Origin of the sequence: Xanthomonas sp. 3793 (assembly GCF_024806835.1) — a bacterium.
In the GTDB taxonomy this organism is placed as follows: domain Bacteria; phylum Pseudomonadota; class Gammaproteobacteria; order Xanthomonadales; family Xanthomonadaceae; genus Xanthomonas; species Xanthomonas arboricola_F.
The window spans coordinates 402,208-423,346 of record NZ_JANTYU010000004.1 but is presented as its reverse complement, the minus strand read 5'-3'; the positions used below and the strand labels follow the sequence as shown (position 1 = coordinate 423,346).

Below are 21,139 nucleotides of genomic sequence, written 5' to 3'. Positions count from 1 at the left end.
GTTCCGCAAGAGCCGCATGCGGCTTCGCCGGCGCAGTCATTCTGTTTGAGAATGAATCGCATCTGTGTAGAATGCGCGGGTAATCCTGACTGCGTCAGCGCTTGGCAGGCGCATCGTGCGCCTGCTGCACGCAGCACTCCCCACGTATCACCTCAAGCCGTCGCCAGAGGTCCATCTCCTGTCGAGAGGTTTGAGAATGTCCGCATCACGCCGGTCATGGATGTCTGCGCCTGCGCGTCGTCCCATGTTGTCCCACCGCCAGCTAGTGTTGGCCATTGCGCTCGGCTGTGGCAGCTGCATTTGCAGCGCATCGGCCGAAGACGCCGCGGCCGATCCGCAATCGCTGGACACCGTGCACGTCACCGCCGCGCAAATCGCACGGCAAGCATTGGGTTCGTCGGTCATTACCGCCGAAGACATCGAACGACGCCCGCCGGTGAATGATCTGTCGCAACTGCTGCGCACTATGCCGGGCGTCAACCTCACCGGCAACAGTGCCTCCGGCCAGTACGGCAACAATCGCCAGATCGATCTGCGCGGCATGGGCCCGGAAAACACGCTGATTCTGGTCGATGGCAAACCGGTGGGATCGCGCGATGCGGTGCGCATGGGCCGCAGCGGCGAGCGCAATACGCGCGGCGACACCAACTGGGTGCCGGCCGAAGCGGTGGAGCGGATCGAAGTGCTGCGCGGCCCGGCCGCGGCGCGTTATGGCTCCGGTGCCTCCGGTGGCGTGGTCAACATCATCACCAAGAAGCCGACCGGCGATCTGACCGGCTCGATGAGCCTGTTCGGCCTGGTGCCGCAGCACAGTGCCGAAGGCGGCGGCCAGCGTGCCGGCTTCCAGCTCAGCGGGCCGCTGAGCGACACGTTCTCGTTCCGCCTCTACGGCAATCTCAACAAGACCGATCCGGATTCACTGGAGCTCAATCGCCGCTTTGCCAGCAGCGCCGCCGCGGTGCCGCCGGCCGGACGCGAGGGTGTGCGCAATAAGGACATCAACGGCCTGCTGCGCTGGGATCCGATGGAAGGCCAGGTGATCGAACTCGATACCGGTTTCAGCCGCCAGGGCAATCTGTACGCGGGCGATCGCGCGGTCAGCGCCGATGGCCTGGCCGGTGCCGATCTGGGTGCGTTGTTTGGCAGCGAAACCAACACGATGATCCGCCGCACCGCCTCGCTGACCCATCGCGGCACCTGGGCGCTCGGCACATCGCGCCTCACCGCCGCCTACGAAGGCACCGACAATACCCGCCTCAACGAAGGCCTGGCCGGCGGGCCGGAAGGCTCCATTGCCGCCAGCCTGCTCGATTCCACCGCCACGCTCGACAACCTCAACATCGACGGCGAGTTCAACATGCCGCTGCAGGCCTGGACCGAGCAGGTGCTGACGCTGGGCTTCGAACGCCGCCAGAGCCGCCTCAGCGATGCGTATTCGATGTCGCAGACGGTGAGCGCAGGCGGTGGTTTCCCCGGTCTTGCCAATGGCACGCGCAGCCCGCGAAGCGAGGCCACGCTCAGCGCGGTGTATCTGGAAGACAACATCTACGCCAGCGAGCGGCTGACGCTGACGCCAGGTGTGCGGCTGGATCACCACAGCCAGTTCGGCAACAACCTCAGCCCCAGCCTCAACGTGCAGTACAAACTCAGCGAAGACTGGTTGCTCAAGGGCGGCATCGCGCGCGCCTTCAAGGCACCCAACTTGTACCAGTCCAACGCCAATTATCTGTATTACACACGCGGCAATGGCTGCCCGGTGCTGTTCCCCAATCTTGGTTCGGGCTGCTATATCCAGGGCAACGACAACCTCGATCCGGAGACCAGCATCAACAAGGAGATCGGCATCGAGTGGGCACCGCAAACCGGTCACCATGCCTCGCTGACGTATTTCCACAATGCCTACGACGACAAGATCGTCGCCGGGATGGTGCCGGTCGGGGTCACGGTCGACCGGCGCGGGCAGGTGTTCCAGTGGACCAACGCATCGGAAGCGATCGTGCAGGGCGTGGAAGGCAACCTCACGTTGCCGCTGCTGGGTGAGCAGGGCCGCGAGCTGAAGTGGAACACCAATGTCACCTACATGATCGAGAACAAGAACACCGCGACCGATCAGCCGCTGTCGGTGATTCCGGAATACACGGTCAACACCACGCTGGATTGGCAACCGACCCAGGCCTTGTCGCTGCTGCTCACCGGTACGTTCTATGGCAAACAGGAATCGGCCACGCAATCGAGTACCAGCGGCGGCGCCATCGCCCCCGACTCGCGCGACCCCTACGACCTGTGGGGCGTCAGTGCGCGTTACCGCATCACCCGCAAGGTCAGTGTGGGCCTCGGTGTGGACAATCTGTTCGACACCCGCCTGTTTCGCGAAGGCACCAACAACACCGGCGGTGCGGCAGGTGCGGCGACCTACAACGAGCCCGGCCGAGCGTATTGGGCGAGCCTGAGTTTCGGTTTCTGACAGCGATGCGGCGCTGCGTGAGAACGCGCGCGCCGCAACAGGAGAGTGCAATGACCCGACAGCAGCGTTGGCGGCTTGCGTGTGCCGGTGTGCTGATGTGGATCGTCGGCGCCGTGCCGGCGTTCGCGCAGCCGGACCTGAGCCGCACGATCGGCAGCACCGTCGCCGATCGCCCCAGTGCCTCCTATGGCTTCAGCGCATTGCGGCTGGACTCGGCCGATGCTCAACGCCATTACCGCGTGCGGATTGCCACACCCAAGGCTGCGCCGCCCGTCGCCGGTTATCCGGTGGTGTACCTGCTCGATGGCAACGCGGCATTGATGGAACTGGATGAGCGTTTGCTCGACAGCCTCTCGACTGACGGCGATGCGCCGGTGCTGGTGTTCATCGCCGACGACAGCGCGTTGCGCATCGATGCGGTGGGGCGCAGCCTGGACTACACGCCTGCGCGTTTTACCGATGGCCGTGTCGAAACCGACCCGCTGAACCCTGAGCGCAGGACTGGCGGCGCTGCCGCATTCGCGCAACTGATCGCCGCACGCATTCGCCCGCAGGTGCAGGCTCATGTGTCGGTGGATCCTCTGCGGCAGACGCTATGGGGCCATTCGTATGGCGGGCTGTTCGTGCTGCAGGTGTTGCTGACGCAGCCACAGCTGTTTCAGCACTACGTGGCAGTCGATCCATCGCTGTGGTGGGGCGATGGATTCATCGTCCAGCAGGCGCAGCGCGTGGTCGATAACGCACACGCAGCTTCTGCGAGCACGCAGCCAGACAAGCATCGTCTGACGCTGATGGCGGGCGAGGGCGGCACGCCGGCCAACGCTACAAAACCGGAGCGTCCCGGGCGGCCACAGTCAGATCCACATGCGGCACAGAATCTGGTCGCGCTGTTGTCGTCGTTACCCGGCCTCAGCGCCGCGTATCAACCGCTACCAGGCCTCAGCCATGGTCAGACGCTGGGCGCATCGCTTGCGCCGACGTTACGAGACGCAGCGGCGCGTTGACGAAGCCAGATCAGGCAAGCGATCGAAATACATCGATCTAGAACGCAACAAGCACGCTAGCGCTGGTCGCCGCGCCAGCGTCATGCGCGCACGGCTGCGGCAACCCGGCGCAAACATTCAATCCTCGCGCGTTTGGCTCAGGTCCGCAGCGTCATCGTCTGCTTCGCCCATGTCGCCATGCGTATCGTCGTTGTCTGCCCGCGCGTAGTGCACGGTTTCCACCGGCCCGGCGACCGCGCGGCCGCGCACCGGCAACAGCGCGCTGGCCGCCTCGTATTCGGCCAGCAAGGCATGCCGGCGCGCTTCGGGCACGTCCTGCCAGTGGCAGTCGGTCAAGGCGCCTTCCAGCGAGTACAGCAGGTTGAGGCTGGGCTTGAAACCGGCCCGGCGCACCTTGACGAATGCGCCCACCGCGCCCACCGCCTGCAGATCCTGCTGCGTGCGCAGGCCGACCTGGCGCAGCCACGCCGCACTTTTCGGGCCGATGTTGCGCAGCCGTTCGGTGGTCACGTCAGCGCGCCGACAAAAACCTGCGCGATGGCTTCCAGGCCGTGCTGATCGTCGGCGTCGAAGCGATCCAGCTCCGGGCTGTCCAGATCCAGCACGCCGATCAGCGCATCGCCCTTGACCAGCGGGATCACCAGCTCCGAGCGCGACGCCGAATCGCAGGCGATATGCCCGGGAAACGCGTCCACGTCGGCAATACGCTGGCTTTGCCGGGTGCTGGCGGCCGCACCGCACACGCCCTTGTCCAGCGGAATGCGCACGCAGGCCGGCAAGCCTTGGAACGGCCCCACCACCAGCTCGCGGCCGTCGTAGAAATAGAAGCCGGCCCAGTTGAGCGACGGTAGCGAGTTGAAGATCAGTGCGGCCAGGTTAGCGGCATTGGCGATCCGGTCCGGCTCGCCGTGCACCAGGGCCTGGGCCTGGGCGGTGAGCTGGGCGTATTGTTCCGGCTTGCTGCCGGTCAGCGATGAGGTGGCGAACATGGCCGAAGTTTAGCAGCGGCCATCCGCAGCGGCATTGCGACTCAGCCGCGCGTCCGGATCCGCGCGTTATGCTGCGCGCCCTCTCGGCAATGGCGGCGCGGCCGCAGGATCGAACGCATGCAGCATCCGGCGTTGTATGTCACCGGCACCGACACCGGCATCGGCAAGACCATGGGCAGCACCGCGCTGCTGCACGCGCTACGCGCGCGCGGGCGCACCGCCGTGGGGATGAAGCCGGTCGCCAGTGGCTGCGAACAGACGCCCGATGGTTGGCGCAATGAAGACGCGCTGGCGCTGCAGGCGGCCAGCGACCCGCAGCCGGACTACGCCACCCTCAACCCCTACGCCTTGCCCGCACCGCTGGCACCGGAGCTGGCTGCGGCCGATGTCGGCGTCACCCTGTCGCTGGACCCGATCGCCCGCGCCTTCGCGCAATTGCGTCGTCAGGCCGATGTGGTGGTGGTCGAAGGTGTCGGTGGCTGGGCCGCGCCGCTCAGCGCCGATCTGGACCAGGCCGATCTGGTCCGCGCGCTGCAATTGCCGGTGGTGCTGGTGGTCGGCGTGCGGCTGGGCTGCATCAACCACGCGCGCCTGACCGCCGCCGCCATCGCCGCCGACGGGCTGGAGTGCATCGGCTGGATCGCCAACGAGGTGGACCCGCAGATGGAACGCGTCGAAGCAAACATCCAGATGCTGCATCAGCGGCTGGGGATGCCGTGCTGGGGGCGGATCCGTTGGCGCCCGGGCGCCGATGCCGCCAGCCAGGCGCAGGAGCTGCGGCTACCGATCTAGCCGCGCCGGCTGCAACCGCGCCAGTGCCGATCGCCGCGCGCAAGCCACGGCGACGGGCCGACCGGCAAACGCACAATAAAAAAGCCCGACAGAGGGAGGGATCTGTCGGGCCGGATTGCACGGGGGGAGGGACCCATGCAAAGACGCTGAATTTTGGTGGCCGTTACTTGCGCCGTGTCTTGCCTGTTGCGCCGGCCTGTTCACTGCCGTTATCGAACTGCTGCTTGGCGAACTGCCCCAGCTCGCTGGACATCTTCAATCCCATCCCGACCACTTCCTGATTGGCCGAAGCCAGGCGTTCCAGGTTGTCGCGGGCCAGCTGCAGGCCTTTCGGCCAGAGCGTCTGGTAGGCACCCAGGTCGCGTGCCTGCGCAAACTCACCGAAGAACGTGGTGGTTGCGTTGACGTTCTGCTCCAGCGTGTCCAATGCCAACTGGTTGGCACGTGCTGCGGCAGAGGCGAACTGACTGGTGAAGCTGTTATCGAACTGCGCCGACATTGCGAACCCCTTGGGGAAAGCCGTGACCGTTTGTTGCGATGCAGCATACGCGGATATTGGTGCGATGCAACAAGTTTCCTGAAGTTTCCCCAAACTTTGTTCAAATCCATTTGAATTCAAGCGGTTGACGATGCGTCAAAAACGACGAAGCCGCCCAGTAGGCGGCTTCGGGGTAGATCATTGCGCACGCGATCAGCCGCGATAGCGGCAGCCGGAAGTGCAGGTTTCGTGCACCACGATCTCGCTCAACTGCGGCAGCGCCGGTTTGAGTTGCTGCCAGATCCAGATCGCCAGCCGCTCGCTGGTCGGGTTCTCCAGCCCCTCGATGTCATTGAGGTAGTGGTGGTCCAGGCGGTCGTAGATCGGTTGGAAGGCGGCCTTGATGTCGCCGAAATCCATGATCCAGCCGGTCTGGTCACCGGGTTCGCCGCTGACATGCAGTTCGACCCGGAACGAGTGCCCGTGCAGCCGGGCGCACTTGTGGCCGGGCGGCACATTGGGAAGCCGATGCGCGGCTTCGAGCGTAAAGACTTTGAAGATATCCATGCGCGCCATTGTAAGTGCGGCAGTGCTTCTCGGGGCTGTGCCAATCGCAGCGAGACCGTGCATTTGCGTCCTCGCGAGGACACCGGCACCACCGGTTGGCCCGGATGCGCTCCAACGACGCGCGCGGCGTCTTGAGGTCCGACGCGCGGACGATCGCGTCTGTCCGGCGCCGTGTGTCACGGCGCGTCATATCCCTATGCAGTTATGTAATTTTTGTTAATCAATCGCGCATGGCCCACTGCAAAGCCCCCTATTCATGGATGCCGTGCGTGAAGCGCCCTACGCCTTACCTGCTGTCTCTTGCCGTTCTCTCGGCGCTGATTCCCCTCGCTCATGCCGACGACGCGACACCCGACACGGGCAAGACCCTGGCCACCGTCAGCGTCACCGGCTCCAACATCAAGCGCACCGACAGCGAAGGCCCGAACCCGGTCCAGGTGATCGACCGCCAGCAGCTGGAGCAGTCCGGCAAGGTCACCGTGGCCGACGCACTGCGCTCGATCTCGGCCAACACCGGCAACGCCACCAACGAAACCACCAACAACGGGTGGGCCTCCGGCTCGGCGGGCATCGGCCTGCGCGGGCTGTCGCAGAAGAACACCCTGGTGCTGCTCAACGGACGCCGGCTGGCCAACTACGGCTTTCCCGCCAACGGCCTGGGCGACACCTTCGTCAACCTCAACGCGCTGCCGCTGGTGGCAGTGGAACGCATCGAGGTGCTCAAGGACGGCGCCTCTGCCGTGTACGGCTCCGATGCGGTGGCCGGCGTGGTCAACATCATCACCCGGCAGGATTTCCAGGGCGCCGAGCTCGGCTTGAGCGGCGGCACCTCCGATCAGGGCGGCATGGACACCCAGCGCGCCAAGTTCATCGGCGGCATCGGCGATCTGGACAGCGATGGCTACAACATCCTCTTCAGTTTCGACGCCTACAACCGCGACCGGCTGGATCAGGATCAGCGCGCGCTGACCCGCTCGGGCATCTACACCGACCTGCCCGGCGGGCGCTGGAACGGCTGGTCGGCCAAGGGCGCGCGTTACCTGGTCGGCGGCCGCTCTGTACCGATGCTCGATGCGCAAGGCAATTGCCCCACGGGGACGGTGCTCACCGCCAGCGCGCCGATCGACGGCCTGGCCGGCGATACCTGCGGCTTCAACCAGGCCCCGTTCACCACGCTGATCCCCTCGACCAAGCGCTATCAGGCCTATACCAACGCCACCTTCCGGCTCGGCGACAATGTCGAGGCGTTTGGCGAGGCGCTCTACAGCGAGGTCAAGGGCGTGTCGATCTTCGGTTCCAGCCCGTACTTCACCCTGGAGGGCGGCCGCTTTGCCTTGAACGCCAGCACAGGCCTGGCCGAGCCGGTATCCAACCTGTTGCCGGCCTCCAGCCCGTACAACCCGTACGGCACCGCGGTACCGATCGAATACACCTTCTTCGACCTGGGCCAGACGGTCAAAACCAACCGCTCGCAGTCCTATCGTTTTCTCGGTGGCGTGCGCGGCAAGACCGAACGCTGGGATTGGGAGGCGGCGGCGTTCGCCGCACGCAGCACCGAGCACGAAACCGTGTCCGGTGGTTTTGCCAATCGCTTTACGCTGGCCCAGGCGCTGGCCGATGGCAGCTACAACCTGCTCGATCCATCGGCCACACCGCAATCGGTGATCGACGGCATCAACCTCAGCACGCTTCGCCCGGCCCAATCGACACTGCGCGGCGTCGACGCCAAAGTGTCCGGCAATCTGTTCGAGCTGCCGGCCGGTAGCGTCGGATTCGCCGCCGGCGCCGAGTGGCGGCAGGAGGAGCTGGTCTCGCGCAATCCCTGGCAGATCGACCAGGGCCTGCAGATCCGCCCGGCGATTGCCGCGGTGGATGGTGAGCGCAAGGTGTCGGCGCTATATGCCGAAGTCAACCTGCCGCTGCTGCAATCGCTGGAACTGCAACTGGCAGGGCGCGGCGATCATTACAGCGATTTCGGCAATGCGTTTTCGCCCAAGGCCAGCCTGCGCTGGCAACCGCTGGACGCCGTGCTGGTACGCGCGGCCGCCTCGCGCGGCTTTCGCGCACCGTCGTTGTCGGAGAATGCGGCCAGCACCAACATCTCCTACGGCTCGGTGGTCGACCCGTTCGATCCGGACGTGCCGGGCTCGCGCCAGAACCCGACCTTCTTCACCGTCGGCAACACGGAGCTCGATCCAGAGCGCACGCGCAGCTACAACCTGGGTGTGGTGCTGTCGCCGTGGGCCGACACCAGCCTGAGCGTGGACTGGTACAAGATCGAACTGGAGAATCTGGTCGGCACCGGCAACAACGCCACCATCGTGCAGAACAACGACCCGGCCGACGTTATCCGCGACGCGCGTGGCACGCTGGTGGCGGTGTACAACCGCTACCAGAACCTCAGCGAACTGACGACCTCGGGCATCGATGTGGAACTGCGCCAGCGCTGGCGCACCGAAGCGGCTGGCAACTTTGGCCTCAATACCGCCTATACCCATGTGCGCGATTACCGTCGCCCCACCGTGGTCGGTGGCCCGTTGCAGGATTACGCCGGCAGCAATCTCGGCCCGTCGTTGCCGCGCAACAAGGCCACCACCACGCTGGACTGGAATCTGGGCACGGTGAGTGCGGCGCTGACCTGGTACTACACCGGCGGCTACGACCAGAAGGCCAGCGCCGCGGCCAGCGCCGTGCAGTCGCGCGTGGGCGACTACAACCAGTTCGACCTGTATCTGGGGTACACCGGGATCGACAAGCTCACCCTGTACGCCAAGATCGAGAATCTGGCCGACAAGCAGCCGCCGGTCGATGCCTCGTTCCCGGGCATTCGCGCGCCATACGACTTCACCCAGTACGACCTGCGTGGGCGCTATTTCACCGTCGGCCTGGATTACCGATTCTGATCGGCATACGCACGGCCCTTGTGCGCGACGTGGGAGTGCCGGTCAGGCCCCATCGCGCACAGGCGGACTCCTGCACACTGCGGCAGCTAGGTTCGCGATCGCAGCCGTGCAATGGTGGATCTGCCTGCCACCGCTCTGAACGACTGCAGCGCCATTGGCCCTGGACACTTTCAAGGAATCACGATGACCTCTTCGCAGCACGCCTGGCTACTCGCCCTGGCCTTCGTCGCGCCTCCCCTGGTCGCGCAACCTGCCGCACCACCCGCCGCGCTACCGGGTTACGACGCCGATGCCGCACAGGCGCAACGCGCGCTGGAAGCGCGTTTCGATAGCGGCTTGCAGGACGCCGATTATCGCGGCTGGTTGAAGCAATGGTCGTCGGCGCCGAATCATGTCGGCGCGCCGCATAACCTGGAAAACGCCCGCGATCTGCAAACGCGCCTGCGCGGCTACGGCTGGGATGCGCGCATCGAAACCTTCGAGGTGTTGTGGCCCTCGCCCAGGACCTCGCAGCTGGAATTGCTCGGTCCCAGACCCTATGTCGCGCGTCTGAAGGAGCCGCCGCTGCCGGGCGACAGCACCTCCACCCAAACCGACAACGTACTGCCGCCGTATGTGATCTACGGCGGCAATGGCGATGTCACCGGCGATCTGGTCTACGTCAATTACGGCATTGCCGAAGACTACGAAGCGCTGGCGCGCAACGGCGTGGATGTGCGCGGCAAGATCGTCATCGCCCGCTACGGCAAGGGATGGCGCGGGCTCAAGCCGCGGCTGGCGCAGGAGCATGGCGCGATCGGCGCGATCATCTATTCCGATCCGCGCGACGACGGGTATTTTCAGGATCGGGCCTATCCCGATGGCCCGGCGCGCAATCAGTGGAGCGTGCAACGCGGCTCGGTGGCCAATTTCGCGATCTATCCCGGCGATCCGCTCACCCCGGGCGTCGGCGCCAGCAAGGGCGCCAAACGCCTGAAGATCGACCAGGCCGGCAGTGTGTTGAAGATCCCGACCCTGCCGATCAGCTGGGGCGACGCGCAGCCCTTGCTGGCCGCCCTGGGCGGGCCGGTGGCACCGGAGGACTGGCGCGGCGCGCTGCCGATCACCTACCGCATCGGCGGCGACGACAGCGCGCGCGTGCATCTGAAGGTGGATGCGGACTGGGGCAGCAAGACCATCTACAACGTCATCGCCACCCTGCGTGGCAGCGAATATCCGGACCAGTGGGTGGTGCGCGGCAATCACCGCGACGGCTGGGTATTCGGTGCGGCCGATCCGCTCTCGGGCACCACCGCCTTGCTGGCCGAAGCCAAGGCGATCGGCGAGCTGGCCAGGCAGGGGCAGCGCCCCAAGCGCACGCTCGTCTACGCCAGTTGGGACGGCGAAGAGGCCGGCCTGCTCGGCTCCACCGAATGGGCCGAACAGCACGCCGACGAACTGCGCCGCAAGGCGGTGCTGTATGTCAACACCGACGGCAACGGGCGCGGCTTTCTCAATGCCGGCGGCAGCCATGCGCTGCAGCGGCTGGTCAACGGCGTGGCAGCGGATCTGCGCGACCCCGACAGCGGCGTGAGCGTGCTCGAACGGCAGCGCGCCCGCGCCCGCATCGACGCGCTGGCGCCCACCGCCAAGCCGGTGCAGAAGGACATCGCCAAGCAGGTCGCAGCCGGCGGCGATGTGCCGCTGAAGGCACTCGGCTCGGGCAGCGACTACAGCCCCTTCCTGCAGCATCTGGGATTGGCAACGCTGGATCTGGGCTATGGCGGGCAGGGCGGCGGCAGCGGCGTCTATCACTCGCTGTACGACTCCTACGATTACTTCGCACGCTACATCGATCCGGATTTCAGCTATCTGCCGCTGTTGTCGCAGACGGTCGGCCGCACGGTGTTGCGCGTGGCAAATGCACCGGTGTTGCCGCAGCGTTTCGGCGACTTTGCCGATGCGGTGGCCGGCTATGCGCAGGAGCTCAAGCAGCAGGCCGACAGCGATCGAACTGCCGCACGCACGCAGGCCGAGTTGCTGCAGGCCGGAGCCTATGCGGCCGTCGATAACCCGAACCGGCCGCAACGCGCGCCCGAGCCGAAAGCCGCGGTGCCGCAGATCGACTTCGCCGCGCTGGACCAGGCCATCGCGCGATTGCAGGCCAGTGCCAAGCGCTACGACGGAGCGCTGGCGTCGCGTGGCGGCAGCCTGGATGCAGGCGTGCGCAGCAAGCTCAACGCCTCGCTGCAGCGCATCGACCAGACCCTGCTGGCCGAAGGCGGTTTGCCGGGGCGGCCGTGGTACCGCAACCTGATCTACGCCCCCGGCCTGGCTACCGGTTACGAGGTCAAGACCCTGCCAGGCATTCGCGAAGCGCTGGAAGACCGGCGTTGGGAGGATCTCAACAAGTACATCGTGCAGACCGCCGCGGTACTGGATCGCTACCGTGAGGCAATCGATCGCAATACCGCGTTGATCGACGGCTAGGCAGTGAGCACGCAAGACAGGAAGCGCTGAGGGTTGGCGGTGAGGTTCCAGCCTCCCGTCAGTCCTGAACGTTGCCGCGATCGGTGCTCGCGCTCAAGCCGCTGCGTCTGCGGTGTGGCCGAGCGCAGGGAGTGCCGGAAGATCGGCGGGCACGTTGCTTGCCTTGCGGAAGCAGACCAACTGCAGCGGCGAGCGAGGAGGGGTGGCGCCAGCCACGCGCCACCAGTGTGACCGGGCTTGTTTGTGCAACCACCGGTTCTTGCCTTGATCGTTGCACCGCTCCGGCTTCTTCGATGGCACGCGCGGCGCTTGCGAAGGTTGCACTTGGCCTCTACCGCCTTGCACCTTCGCGCGACGACGACCACAAAAAAGCCGCCCCGAGGGGCGGCTTTTTCTGTCACGTCACTGCATGCGGCAACGCCAGTGGAACCGGCGCGCGGGATTCAGCGCGTGCCGCTCGGGCGCTGGCCGCCACGGCCGCTGTCGCGACGGCCTGCACCGGCACCCGCGCCCGCACCGGCCTGACGCGGCCCGCTGCTGCGCTGGCCACCGGGCTTCTTCGGGCCGGCATGCGCATGCGCCTGACGCGGCGCATCGCCATGCGGACGACGTGCGTGGCTCTTGCGCGGGGCGCGATCGCCACCCGGCTGTTCGGCACGACCCGGCGCGCTATTGCCCCAACGGATCGGGGTCTGCGGCTCGTAGCCCGGCACGTCGCGGATTTCCACGTCGCGGCCCAGCATGCGCACGATCTGGCGCAGCAGCTTGGCTTCGTCCTGCGCCACCAGCGAGATCGCCTCGCCGGTGGAACCGTTGCGACCGGTGCGGCCGATGCGGTGCACGTAGTCTTCGGCCACCATCGGCAGGTCGTAGTTGATGACCTTGGGCAACTGGTCGATGTCGATGCCGCGCGCGGCGATATCGGTGGCCACCAGCACGGTCACGCGGCCGGCCTTGAAGTCGCTCAGGGCACGCATGCGCTGGCCCTGGCTCTTGTTGCCGTGGATCGCCGCGGTCTTGATGCCGGACTTCTCCAGGAACAGCGCCAGCTTGTCGCTGCCGTGCTTGGTGCGGGCAAACACCAGGGTCTGCTCGCGGCTGTCCTGCGCCAGCAGGTGCAGCAGCAGGTCGCGCTTGCGCGCGCCATCGACCGGGTGCACGCGGTGGGTGATGCTCTCGGCCACGGTGTTGCTCGGGGTGACCTGGATCTGCATCGGGTTGCGCATGAATTCCAGCGCCAGCTGCTTGATGTTCTCTTCGAACGTTGCCGAGAACAGCAGGGTCTGGCGGTCCTGGCGCGGCAGCTTGGTCAGGATGCGCTTGATCGACGGCAAGAAGCCCATGTCGAGCATGCGATCGGCTTCGTCCAGGATCAGCACTTCGATGCCGGACAGGTCCACGCTGCGACGCTCGATATGGTCGATCAGGCGGCCCGGGCAGGCGATCAGCAGGTCCACGCCACGACGCAGCGTATCGAGCTGGTTGCCCATGCCCACGCCGCCATAGATCACCGCGCTCGGAATGCGCAGGTACTTGCTGTAGCCGCGCAGGCTGTCATGCACCTGGGTCGCCAGTTCGCGGGTCGGGGTCAGGATCAGCGCGCGCGGCTTGCGCGGGCCGTTGACCGGCTGCGGGCTGGTGCCCAGGTGCTGCAGCAGCGGCAGGCCGAACGCGGCAGTCTTGCCGGTACCGGTCTGCGCGCCGGCCAGCAGGTCGTGACCTGCCAGCACCAACGGGATCGCCTGCTGCTGGATTGCAGTGGGGGTTTCATAGCCCTGCTCGGCCAAAGCGCGCAGCAGGAAGGGCGCCAGGCCCAGGGATTCAAAAGACATCAGGAAGCTCCAAGTAAAGCGTCGCCACCAGGCCAGGCCCGGAGCGCAAACGCATTGCAGATGCAAAAAGTGAGGCTCGGAGCGTTCCCGTGAACCGCGCTGCGAGATGGTGGAACAACCCAATCAAGAAGCGATGGGTTTGTCGGCACCACGAAAGGCGTCGGGTGGGGCGGGCGAGCGGATCGAGCGATCCTGGCCTCGCCGGCGGTCCCAAAGGGAAACGGACGGCCGCATGCAGACCCGGCAAGTGTACGCCCCTTTGGCGCGCTGCACAAAATTTCGGCATCGCGTTGTGTTTCGGGTCAGCTGTTTCAACCGCAACCATTATTGTGCCAGGTCGTACAATCGGCGCATCAGCCACAGCACAGGATGGTCATGAAGCTAGGTTCCCTGAAGGAAGGCGGCCGCGATGGCAGCCTGATCGTGGTCTCGCGCGACCTGAGCAAGGCCGTGCATGCCACCGGCATCGCGCCGACGCTGCAGCGCGCGCTGGAAGACTGGAGCAACGTCGCGCCACGGCTGAACGCCTTGTCTGCCGCGCTCGACGAGGGCAGCGCCGATGGCGTCTTCGATCTGGATCTGCAGGCACTGGCCGCGCCGCTCCCGCGCGCGTACGAATTCGTCGATGGCAGCGCCTACCTGCCGCATGTGGAGCGCGTGCGGCGCGCGCGCAATGCCGAGGTGCCGGAAAGCTTCTATACCGACCCGCTGATGTACCAGGCCACCAGCGCCGGCTTCTACGGCCCGCGCGATGCCATCAAGGTGATCAGCGAAGACCACGGCATCGATCTGGAAGCCGAAATCGTGGTGATCACCGACGACGTGCCGATGGGCGCATCGCCCGAACAGGCGGCCGCGCATATCCAGTTGATCGGCCTGGTCAACGATGTTTCGCTGCGCAACCTGATCCCGGCCGAGCTCGCCAAGGGGTTTGGTTTTGTGCAGTCCAAGCCGCGCTCGGCGCTGTCGCCGGTGTTCGTCACCCCCGACGAATTGGCCGATGCATGGCGCGACAACAAGGTGCATCTGCCGCTGGTGACCCACGTCAATGGCGCCTGGTTCGGCGCGCCGGAGGCAGGCAACGACATGCAGTTCGATTTCGCCCAGCTGATCGCCCATGCCGCCAAGACCCGCCCGTTGTCGGCCGGCACGATTGTCGGGTCCGGCACCATCGCCAACGAAGACACCACGCTGGGCGCATCGTGCTTCGCCGAACAGCGCGTGGTCGAGACCTTGCGCGATGGCAAGCCGAGCACGCCGTTCATGGCGTTCGGCGATGTGGTGCGGATCGAGATGTTCGATGCCGGCGGCGCCAGCGTCTTCGGCGCGATCGAGCAGCGCGTCGAACGGCAGCCATTGCCATGACGCGCAGCGTCTGGCCGGCGGGCGCGGTCACCGGCGGGCGCGCATGAGCGCGGCGCTGGAGCTGTTTTCGTACTGGCGTTCTAGCGCGGCGTACCGCGTGCGCATCGGCCTGCACCTGAAGTCGCTGGCCTATGTCACCCATCCGGTGCATCTGGTACGCGACGGCGGCGAGCAGCATGCGGCGGCCTATGCGCAGCTCAACCCGCAGCAGCTGGTGCCGACGCTGCGTCACGGCGCAGTGGTGATCCCGCAGTCGCTGGCGATTCTGGACTATCTGGAAGAGGCCTTTGCGGGCAGCGCGCCGCTATTGCCGGCAGCCCCGGCCGACCGCGCCCGCGTGCGCGCGCTGGCCCAGCTCATCGCCTGCGATGTGCATCCGCTCAACAATCTGCGCGTCACCCAACTGCTGGAGCGCGAGTTCGCGCTGGACGCTGCGCAGCGCCTGCACTGGACCCGGCACTGGATGCAGCGCGGGTTCGCCGCACTGGAGGCGCAACTGGCGCACGATGCGCGCACCGGGCGTTTCTGCCACGGCGACACGCCGGGGCTGGCCGATTGCGTCCTGATTCCGCAGCTTTACAACGCCCATCGCTTCGAGGTCGATCTGGCGCCGTATCCGACCTTGCAACGCATCGAACTGGCCTGCCTGGCGCTGCCGGCCTTCGATGCGGCACGGCCCGAAATGCAGGTTGATGCGATGGCGTGAGGGTAGGGAATCAAGGCCCTCATCCGCCCTGCGGGCACCTTCTCCCGCTGCGCGGGAGAAGGGGGTGCCAGGACTCCGACGCGCCAACTCCCAGCCAGGCACTGCGGGAACTGGCTTGTCGCTGGCACATCAAGCCCCTCATCCGCCCTTCGGGCACCTTCTCCCGCCGCGCGGGAGAAGGGGGTGCGGGAGAGGGGCATGCCAGGACGCCGCGCGACAGCTCCCGGCCAGGCACTGCGGGAACTGGCTTGTCGCTGGCACATCAAGCCCCTCATCCGCCCTTCGGGCACCTTCTCCCGCCGCGCGGGAGAAGGGCGTGCGGGAAGGGTGAGCCAGGACGCCGACGCGCTGGTTCCCGACCAGGCACTCCGATAAATGGCTCCCCGTTTCGCGCACCTGCAGACCCTGGCGTTGCCATCAACGAGAGCTGCGGCTTGCAACGCCGGTCGAGATGCCTTGCAGACCCCGGATGCGTGCTTGGGAGAAACGCAGGGATGCGCTCTGGAGCAGGTGATGCTCTGGAGAAGGCGAATGACGTGTTCTGGAGCAGGTGATGCTATGGAGAAGGTGGATAACGTGCTTCTGAGAAGGCAGTAGCGCTGGAAACACTACCTCAGGCAGCAGCGGCGTTGCCCCCGGGCCACGTTGACGTTCCGGGTTGCCGACTCCGTTGCCCTTCTCCCGCGAGCGGGAGAAGGTGGCGCGCAGCGCCGGATGAGGGCGCTTCGGGCAGCGACGACACGCCGCAGGACTCAGCGCCGGCAGCGACCATCTGACAACGCTGCCGCCTGCCGCTTCTGCCCACCAGACCGATCAGATAAATCCGTGGCTAATCTTCGGTGCGGCGGCAGTCTCGTAATCCGCATACGGGTCGTGCTCGCCCGAACCACCTTCGGACAGCCGGAACTTCAGTGCCAGGCCATCGCGCGAGTCGGCAGCGCGCAGCGCCTCCTCTTGCTCGATTTCCCCTGATTTGACCATGCGGAACAGGCATTGGTCGAAGGTCTGCATGCCTTCTTCCAGCGATTCTTCCATTGCCTGCTTGACCTCGTGCACCTGGCCGCGGCGCAGCAGGTCGCGGATCATCGGGGTATTGAGCAGCACTTCGGTCGCCGGGCGACGGCGCCCATCCAGCCCCTTGACCAGGCGCTGCGAGACCACTGCGCGCAGATTCAGCGCCAGGTTCATCAGCACGTTCTTGTGCGCGCTTTCCGGGAAGAAATTGAGGATGCGCTCGATGGTCTGGTCGGCATTGTTGGAGTGCAACGTGGCCAGGCACAGGTGACCGGTCTCGGCGAAGGCGATGGCCGCCTCCATGGTCTCGGCATCCAGGATCTCGCCGATCAGGATCACGTCCGGCGCCTCGCGCATCGCGTTCTTCAGCGCGCTCTGGAAGGCATGCGTGTCCAGTCCCACCTCGCGCTGGTTCACGATCGACATCTTGTGCTTGTGCAGATATTCGATCGGGTCCTCGATGGTGAGGATGTGCCCGGTGGTGGTGCTGTTGCGGTGGTCGATCATCGAGGCCAGCGAGGTCGACTTGCCGGAGCCGGTCGAACCGACCACCAGCACCAGCCCGCGCGGGGTCATGATGACGTCCTTCAGCACCTGCGGCAGGTTGAGTTCTTCGATGCTTGGGATCCGGCTGCGGATGGCGCGAATCACCATGCCCACCTCGCCACGCTGCTTGAATACGTTCACGCGGAAGCGGCCGGCGTCGGGCAGGGCGATGGCCATGTTGAGCTCGAGCTCGCGCTCGAACTGCGGTACCTGGCCTTCGTCCATCAATGAGTAAGCGATTTTCTTGACCATCCCCGGCGGCAACCCCGTATTGCCGAGCGGGTAGAGCTTGCCTTCGATCTTGATGTACACCGGCGCACCGGTGGTCAAGAACATGTCCGAGGCATTCTTTTCGGTCATCAGCTTCAGGAAGTAGCCGATATCCATGCGCAATGGTTCCCCAACAAACAGCAGCGTCTCGTTGCAAGTCCGCCGCAGGCTTCCGACAATGGCCGTGCTCGAGACTTCCTCGCTACGGCTCCCCTAATGACGGCTAGCTTCGCATACTTGCGGCGATCCCTGTATGGCATCGCCTGTTTCATGGTTTTTTCCTCTCCGGCCGCCGCTCAGGTGGCTCCGGAGCTCACCGCCGCCGAACAGGCCGTGCAACGCGCCACCCAGGCCGACGCCGACCAATACGCCCCGGATCTGGTCAACCTGGCCCGCCAGGAACTGATGCAGGCCCAGCAGGCGCAGCTGGACAAGCGCCAGCGCAAGCAGGTGCCGCAGATCGCCCTGCGCGCCGCCGCCGATGCCGATCTGGCCAAGGCGCGCAGCGAAGAGGCGGTGGTCAGTGCCCAGCTGGAGCAACGCCGCAAGGAAGTGGCGCAACTGCAGAACAGCCTCAACACCGGGGAGAGCGGTCGATGAAACTGCGCCCCTACCTTTATATCGGTGTGCTGAGCCTGGCCACGCTGCCGTCGCTGGTGATGGCGGCCAAGGACGACCCGCAGGCCGACGCGCTCAACCGGCGCCTGGCGGCGCTGCAGAACGACCCGCAGACCAGCGACCTGGCCCGCTACGAGCGCTTGCAGGCCCAGCAGACCGTGGCCGCGCTGGCCGAGGCCAAGCGGCGCGACCGCGATGAGCTGGTGTTTCTTGCCGACCGCCGGGTCGAGATCGCCGAGCTCACCGCCCGCACCGCGCTGGCACGGCGCGAGCTCGACCGCCTGGAAGGCACCCGCAACGACCTGCTGATCGAAGCCAGCCGCCGTGACGCCTCGCGCGCCCGGCAGGAGGCCGAGCGCCTGCGTGTGCAGGCGCAGATCCAGGCTGAGGAGGCCGAGCGCATGCGTCAGGCCGCCGAACAGGAAACCCTGGCCCGCCAGGATGCCGAGCTGGCGCTGACCAACGTGGCCGGCAAGCAGACTGCCAAGCTCAACGCCGCCCAGCAGAAGGCGCTCCAGCTGGCGCACGAGGAGGCCGAACTGGTTGCAGGGGCCAAACTGCCCTCGTCCAAGGTGGACAGCCGCGGCGAAGTGTTCTCGCTGGGCAGCGGCGCGTTCGGCGGCAAGGCGGCGTTGTCCGGCGATGCGGCCGGGCAGGCCAAGGCGCTGGCCGAGTATCTCAACATCGGCAAGAAGGGCCGGGTCAGCATCGTGGGTTTCGACAGCGATGCGGCCGTGGCCAAGAAGCGCGCCGAGGCGCTTCGCGATGCGTTGGTCGCCGGCGGCGTTGCGGGATCGCGGTTGCAGGTCAGTGGCAGCAAGGGTGCCGCCAGCAAGACGCGTGCGGCCGAGGTCGTTGTCGCTCCATAATGCAAGTAGTTGGAAGTTAAGGCGTTTTAACCCGGGCATGACGCCCGGTTGAACCGCGGTCACTGATTGACGCAAGGAACGGCAAAAGCAGCCGTTCCGGCCTTGAACCCCCTCCGCGACCGGCGTAGGGTCGTACCTCCGGGCAGCAACTCCGCCGCCCGGAAAGTACGGAGGGCCGGGTCAGTGACGCAAGGGCACGCAGCGACGCACGCAGTTGCAACAGGTAGTGGTTTTACCAGTGCGTCCACCGTGGTGACCTTTGCCAGCGCGACTCGCGGGTCTTCCATTCCCAAGCAGCGCCCTGCGCCGTCCGCGGCCGGGGCGTTCTTGTTTTAAGTGAAGGAGGTAACGCCATGTTCGAAGGGCAACCGCAGACCGAAATCGACGCATTGGTCAAGTCCGATCCCGAGTTCAAGCAGCTGTACCAACGCCACAAGCTCTTGAACAAGAAATGCATGGATGCCGAACTTGGGGTACTCCCCATCGACGACGTGACCTTGGGCCAGATGAAACGCGAAAAATTGCAGGCCAAAGAAAAGCTCACCCGGATGTACGACCAGCTCACGCACTGATCCTTCCCCACCGTTAGAACAAGTTCACCGTCGCGGGCGGTGGCGGCCTCCTCGTCGGCTTGCCACCGTCCGCGTCCTTGTTTTGGCCGATGCCGGCGCCGCCAGGCGCCAGCGTTTCGAGCAGTTGAGCACGCTCGTTCATAGGCGGGCACGATCGTTTCCCGCCTGGATGAGCATTCCCCGGCGGTTCGTCGGATAATGACCGGTCTAGCCCGCGCGGCGCAGCGACGATATCCCGATGGCGATTCATTCCTCCGTACTCGAACTGATTGGCAACACGCCGATCGTCAAGGCCCAGCGCCTGGACACCGGTGTCTGCGAGCTGTTCCTCAAGCTGGAGGCGAACAATCCCGGCGGATCGATCAAGGATCGCATCGGGCTGTCGATGATCGAAGCGGCCGAACGGCGCGGCGATCTCAAGCCCGGCGCCACGCTCGTGGAAGGCACCGCCGGCAACACCGGCCTGGGTCTGGCCCTGGTGGCGCAGCAGAAGGGCTACCAGCTGATCCTGGTGGTGCCGGACAAGATGAGCCGCGAGAAGATCTTCAATCTCAAGGCCATGGGCGCCAATGTGGTGCTGACCCGGTCGGACGTGGCCAAGGGCCACCCGGAGTACTACCAGGACCTGGCCGCCAGGATCGCCGCCGAGACCCCCGGCGCATATTTCATCAATCAGTTCGGCAACCCGGACAACCCGGCCGCGCACGAATTCGGGACCGGTCCGGAAATCCTGGCGCAAATGGACGGCCAGCTGGACGCGATCGTGTTCGGCTGCGGCAGTTCCGGCACCATGACCGGCCTGTCGCGCGCCTTCGCCACCGCTTCGCCGCACACCGAGCTGGTACTGGCCGACCCGGTGGGTTCGATCCTGACCCAGTACATCGAAGAGGGCACGGTCAGCGAGAAGTCCGGCAGCTGGCTGGTCGAAGGCATCGGCGAAGATTTTCTGCCGGACATCTCCGACTTCACCCGGGTCAAGAAGGCCTATTCGATCAGCGATGCCGAAAGCTTCCACACCGCGCGCGAGCTGCTGGCCAAGGAGGGCGTCCTCGGCGGCTCGTCCACCGGTACCTTGCTGGCTGCGGCGCTGAAGTACTGCCGCGAGCAGACAACGCCCAAGCGCGTGCTCGTGTTCGTCTGCGATACCGGCAACAAGTATCTGTCGAAGATGTACAACGACTACTGGATGCTCGACAACGGCTTCCTGGAACGCCCGCAACACGGCGACCTGCGCGACCTGATCCTGCGCCCGTACAACAAGCGCGACACCGTGGTGGTGGGCCCGAAGGACCTGCTGACCACCGCCTATCAGCGCATGAAGCTGTATGACGTGTCGCAGCTGCCGGTGATCGACGACGGCGAACTGGTCGGCATCGTCGACGAGAGCGACGTGCTGCTGCATGTGTATGGCGATGAAGCGCGTTTTCGCGACCCGATTTCCACCGCAATGGTCAGCAAGCTCGACCGCCTGGATGTGGCCTCGCCGATCGAGGCGCTGCTGCCGGTGTTCGACCGCGGCCAGGTCGCCATCGTCATGGACGGCAAGCAGTTCCTCGGCCTGATCACCCGCATCGACCTGCTCAACTACCTGCGCCGCCGCGTGCAGTGACCGCGCAATGCCGCGCGCGCTGGTGAGGCGCGCGGCATTGGCCGTTCAGACCTGCTTGCTACAATCGCCCAC

At 65.8% G+C, this 21,139-nt stretch carries 17 protein-coding genes; 11 read left to right on the top strand and 6 right to left on the bottom strand.

Annotated elements, in window-relative coordinates; genetic code table 11:
- Positions 1-220: 220 nt before the first annotated feature.
- Positions 221-2,464, top strand: coding sequence for a TonB-dependent siderophore receptor (locus FHY18_RS15300; RefSeq protein ID WP_259156589.1), 2,244 nt, complete (start codon positions 221-223; stop codon positions 2,462-2,464).
- 50 nt (positions 2,465-2,514) lie between these two features.
- Entirely contained in the window at positions 2,515-3,468 is a 954-nt protein-coding gene (locus FHY18_RS15295) for an alpha/beta hydrolase-fold protein (RefSeq protein WP_259156587.1), read from the top strand.
- A 117-nt stretch (positions 3,469-3,585) separates the two neighbouring features.
- On the opposite strand, the gene FHY18_RS15290 is transcribed toward FHY18_RS15295, so the two are convergent.
- Both FHY18_RS15290 and FHY18_RS15285 read right to left on the bottom strand, forming a co-directional pair.
- Complete coding sequence (locus FHY18_RS15290; protein ID WP_259156585.1) at positions 3,586-3,978, bottom strand: TfoX/Sxy family protein; 393 nt, start codon at positions 3,976-3,978, stop codon at positions 3,586-3,588.
- Positions 3,975-4,457, bottom strand: coding sequence for a GAF domain-containing protein (locus tag FHY18_RS15285; RefSeq protein ID WP_259156583.1), 483 nt, complete (start codon positions 4,455-4,457; stop codon positions 3,975-3,977). The genes FHY18_RS15290 and FHY18_RS15285 overlap by 4 nt, the downstream gene beginning before the upstream one ends.
- A 117-nt stretch (positions 4,458-4,574) precedes the next feature.
- On the opposite strand from FHY18_RS15285, the gene bioD reads away from it, so the two are divergent.
- Positions 4,575-5,249: a dethiobiotin synthase gene (gene bioD / locus FHY18_RS15280; protein ID WP_259156581.1), complete on the top strand. Its 675-nt coding sequence runs from the start codon at positions 4,575-4,577 to the stop codon at positions 5,247-5,249.
- A 163-nt stretch (positions 5,250-5,412) separates the two neighbouring features.
- On the opposite strand, the gene FHY18_RS15275 is transcribed toward bioD, so the two are convergent.
- A complete protein-coding gene (locus FHY18_RS15275; RefSeq protein ID WP_259156579.1) occupies positions 5,413-5,748 on the bottom strand; it encodes a phasin family protein in 336 nt (111 codons plus the stop codon).
- Between the two features lie 192 nt (positions 5,749-5,940).
- Positions 5,941-6,294, bottom strand: a complete 354-nt coding sequence (gene queD / locus FHY18_RS15270) for a 6-carboxytetrahydropterin synthase QueD (protein ID WP_259156577.1) — start codon at positions 6,292-6,294, stop codon at positions 5,941-5,943.
- Between the two features lie 269 nt (positions 6,295-6,563).
- On the opposite strand from queD, the gene FHY18_RS15265 reads away from it, so the two are divergent.
- Together FHY18_RS15265 and FHY18_RS15260 are read left to right on the top strand one after the other, a co-directional pair.
- Complete coding sequence (locus tag FHY18_RS15265) at positions 6,564-9,197, top strand: TonB-dependent receptor (protein ID WP_259156575.1); 2,634 nt, start codon at positions 6,564-6,566, stop codon at positions 9,195-9,197.
- 183 nt (positions 9,198-9,380) lie between these two features.
- Positions 9,381-11,666 (top strand): transferrin receptor-like dimerization domain-containing protein, encoded by a 2,286-nt coding sequence (locus FHY18_RS15260; RefSeq protein WP_259156574.1) that lies wholly within the window; start codon positions 9,381-9,383, stop codon positions 11,664-11,666.
- 443 nt (positions 11,667-12,109) lie between these two features.
- Here FHY18_RS15260 and FHY18_RS15255 read toward each other — a convergent pair whose 3' ends face one another.
- Positions 12,110-13,498 carry a DEAD/DEAH box helicase gene (locus FHY18_RS15255; RefSeq protein ID WP_259156570.1) on the bottom strand — a complete coding sequence of 463 codons (1,389 nt, stop codon included), beginning with the start codon at positions 13,496-13,498 and terminating at the stop codon, positions 12,110-12,112.
- A gap of 306 nt (positions 13,499-13,804) precedes the next feature.
- Between FHY18_RS15255 and FHY18_RS15250 the strand changes: the two genes are divergently transcribed.
- Positions 13,805-14,863: a fumarylacetoacetate hydrolase family protein gene (locus FHY18_RS15250; RefSeq protein WP_259156988.1), complete on the top strand. Its 1,059-nt coding sequence runs from the start codon at positions 13,805-13,807 to the stop codon at positions 14,861-14,863.
- A 43-nt stretch (positions 14,864-14,906) separates the two neighbouring features.
- Positions 14,907-15,569: a maleylacetoacetate isomerase gene (gene maiA / locus FHY18_RS15245; RefSeq protein ID WP_259156568.1), complete on the top strand. Its 663-nt coding sequence runs from the start codon at positions 14,907-14,909 to the stop codon at positions 15,567-15,569.
- A gap of 813 nt (positions 15,570-16,382) precedes the next feature.
- Here maiA and FHY18_RS15240 read toward each other — a convergent pair.
- Complete coding sequence (locus FHY18_RS15240; RefSeq protein ID WP_259156566.1) at positions 16,383-17,516, bottom strand: PilT/PilU family type 4a pilus ATPase; 1,134 nt, start codon at positions 17,514-17,516, stop codon at positions 16,383-16,385.
- Positions 17,517-17,615: 99 nt separating this feature from the next.
- Between FHY18_RS15240 and FHY18_RS15235 the strand changes: the two genes are divergently transcribed.
- The 4 genes from FHY18_RS15235 to FHY18_RS15220 all read left to right on the top strand — a co-directional run bounded on the left by FHY18_RS15235 (position 17,616) and on the right by FHY18_RS15220 (position 21,067).
- Positions 17,616-17,999: a DUF4398 domain-containing protein gene (locus FHY18_RS15235; protein WP_259156564.1), complete on the top strand. Its 384-nt coding sequence runs from the start codon at positions 17,616-17,618 to the stop codon at positions 17,997-17,999.
- Complete coding sequence (locus FHY18_RS15230; protein WP_259156563.1) at positions 17,996-18,886, top strand: hypothetical protein; 891 nt, start codon at positions 17,996-17,998, stop codon at positions 18,884-18,886. The genes FHY18_RS15235 and FHY18_RS15230 overlap by 4 nt, the downstream gene beginning before the upstream one ends.
- A 353-nt stretch (positions 18,887-19,239) precedes the next feature.
- Positions 19,240-19,458 carry a YdcH family protein gene (locus FHY18_RS15225; protein ID WP_002814034.1) on the top strand — a complete coding sequence of 73 codons (219 nt, stop codon included), beginning with the start codon at positions 19,240-19,242 and terminating at the stop codon, positions 19,456-19,458.
- Between the two features lie 238 nt (positions 19,459-19,696).
- Positions 19,697-21,067 carry a pyridoxal-phosphate dependent enzyme gene (locus FHY18_RS15220; RefSeq protein ID WP_259156539.1) on the top strand — a complete coding sequence of 457 codons (1,371 nt, stop codon included), beginning with the start codon at positions 19,697-19,699 and terminating at the stop codon, positions 21,065-21,067.
- Positions 21,068-21,139 lie beyond the last annotated feature (72 nt).

Bases quoted from the DNA above. Each gene is read 5' to 3' on its own strand.
- FHY18_RS15300 (WP_259156589.1), top strand. From the start codon at position 221: ATGTCTGCGCCTGCGCGTCGTCCCATGTTGTCCCACCGCCAGCTAGTG.
- FHY18_RS15295 (WP_259156587.1), top strand. From the start codon at position 2,515: ATGACCCGACAGCAGCGTTGGCGGCTTGCGTGTGCCGGTGTGCTGATG.
- FHY18_RS15285 (WP_259156583.1), bottom strand. From the start codon at position 4,457: ATGTTCGCCACCTCATCGCTGACCGGCAGCAAGCCGGAACAATACGCC.
- bioD (WP_259156581.1), top strand. From the start codon at position 4,575: ATGCAGCATCCGGCGTTGTATGTCACCGGCACCGACACCGGCATCGGC.
- FHY18_RS15275 (WP_259156579.1), bottom strand. From the start codon at position 5,748: ATGTCGGCGCAGTTCGATAACAGCTTCACCAGTCAGTTCGCCTCTGCC.
- queD (WP_259156577.1), bottom strand. From the start codon at position 6,294: ATGGATATCTTCAAAGTCTTTACGCTCGAAGCCGCGCATCGGCTTCCC.
- FHY18_RS15260 (WP_259156574.1), top strand. From the start codon at position 9,381: ATGACCTCTTCGCAGCACGCCTGGCTACTCGCCCTGGCCTTCGTCGCG.
- FHY18_RS15255 (WP_259156570.1), bottom strand. From the start codon at position 13,498: ATGTCTTTTGAATCCCTGGGCCTGGCGCCCTTCCTGCTGCGCGCTTTG.
- maiA (WP_259156568.1), top strand. From the start codon at position 14,907: ATGAGCGCGGCGCTGGAGCTGTTTTCGTACTGGCGTTCTAGCGCGGCG.
- FHY18_RS15240 (WP_259156566.1), bottom strand. From the start codon at position 17,516: ATGGATATCGGCTACTTCCTGAAGCTGATGACCGAAAAGAATGCCTCG.
- FHY18_RS15235 (WP_259156564.1), top strand. From the start codon at position 17,616: ATGACGGCTAGCTTCGCATACTTGCGGCGATCCCTGTATGGCATCGCC.
- FHY18_RS15230 (WP_259156563.1), top strand. From the start codon at position 17,996: ATGAAACTGCGCCCCTACCTTTATATCGGTGTGCTGAGCCTGGCCACG.
- FHY18_RS15225 (WP_002814034.1), top strand. From the start codon at position 19,240: ATGTTCGAAGGGCAACCGCAGACCGAAATCGACGCATTGGTCAAGTCC.
- FHY18_RS15220 (WP_259156539.1), top strand. From the start codon at position 19,697: ATGGCGATTCATTCCTCCGTACTCGAACTGATTGGCAACACGCCGATC.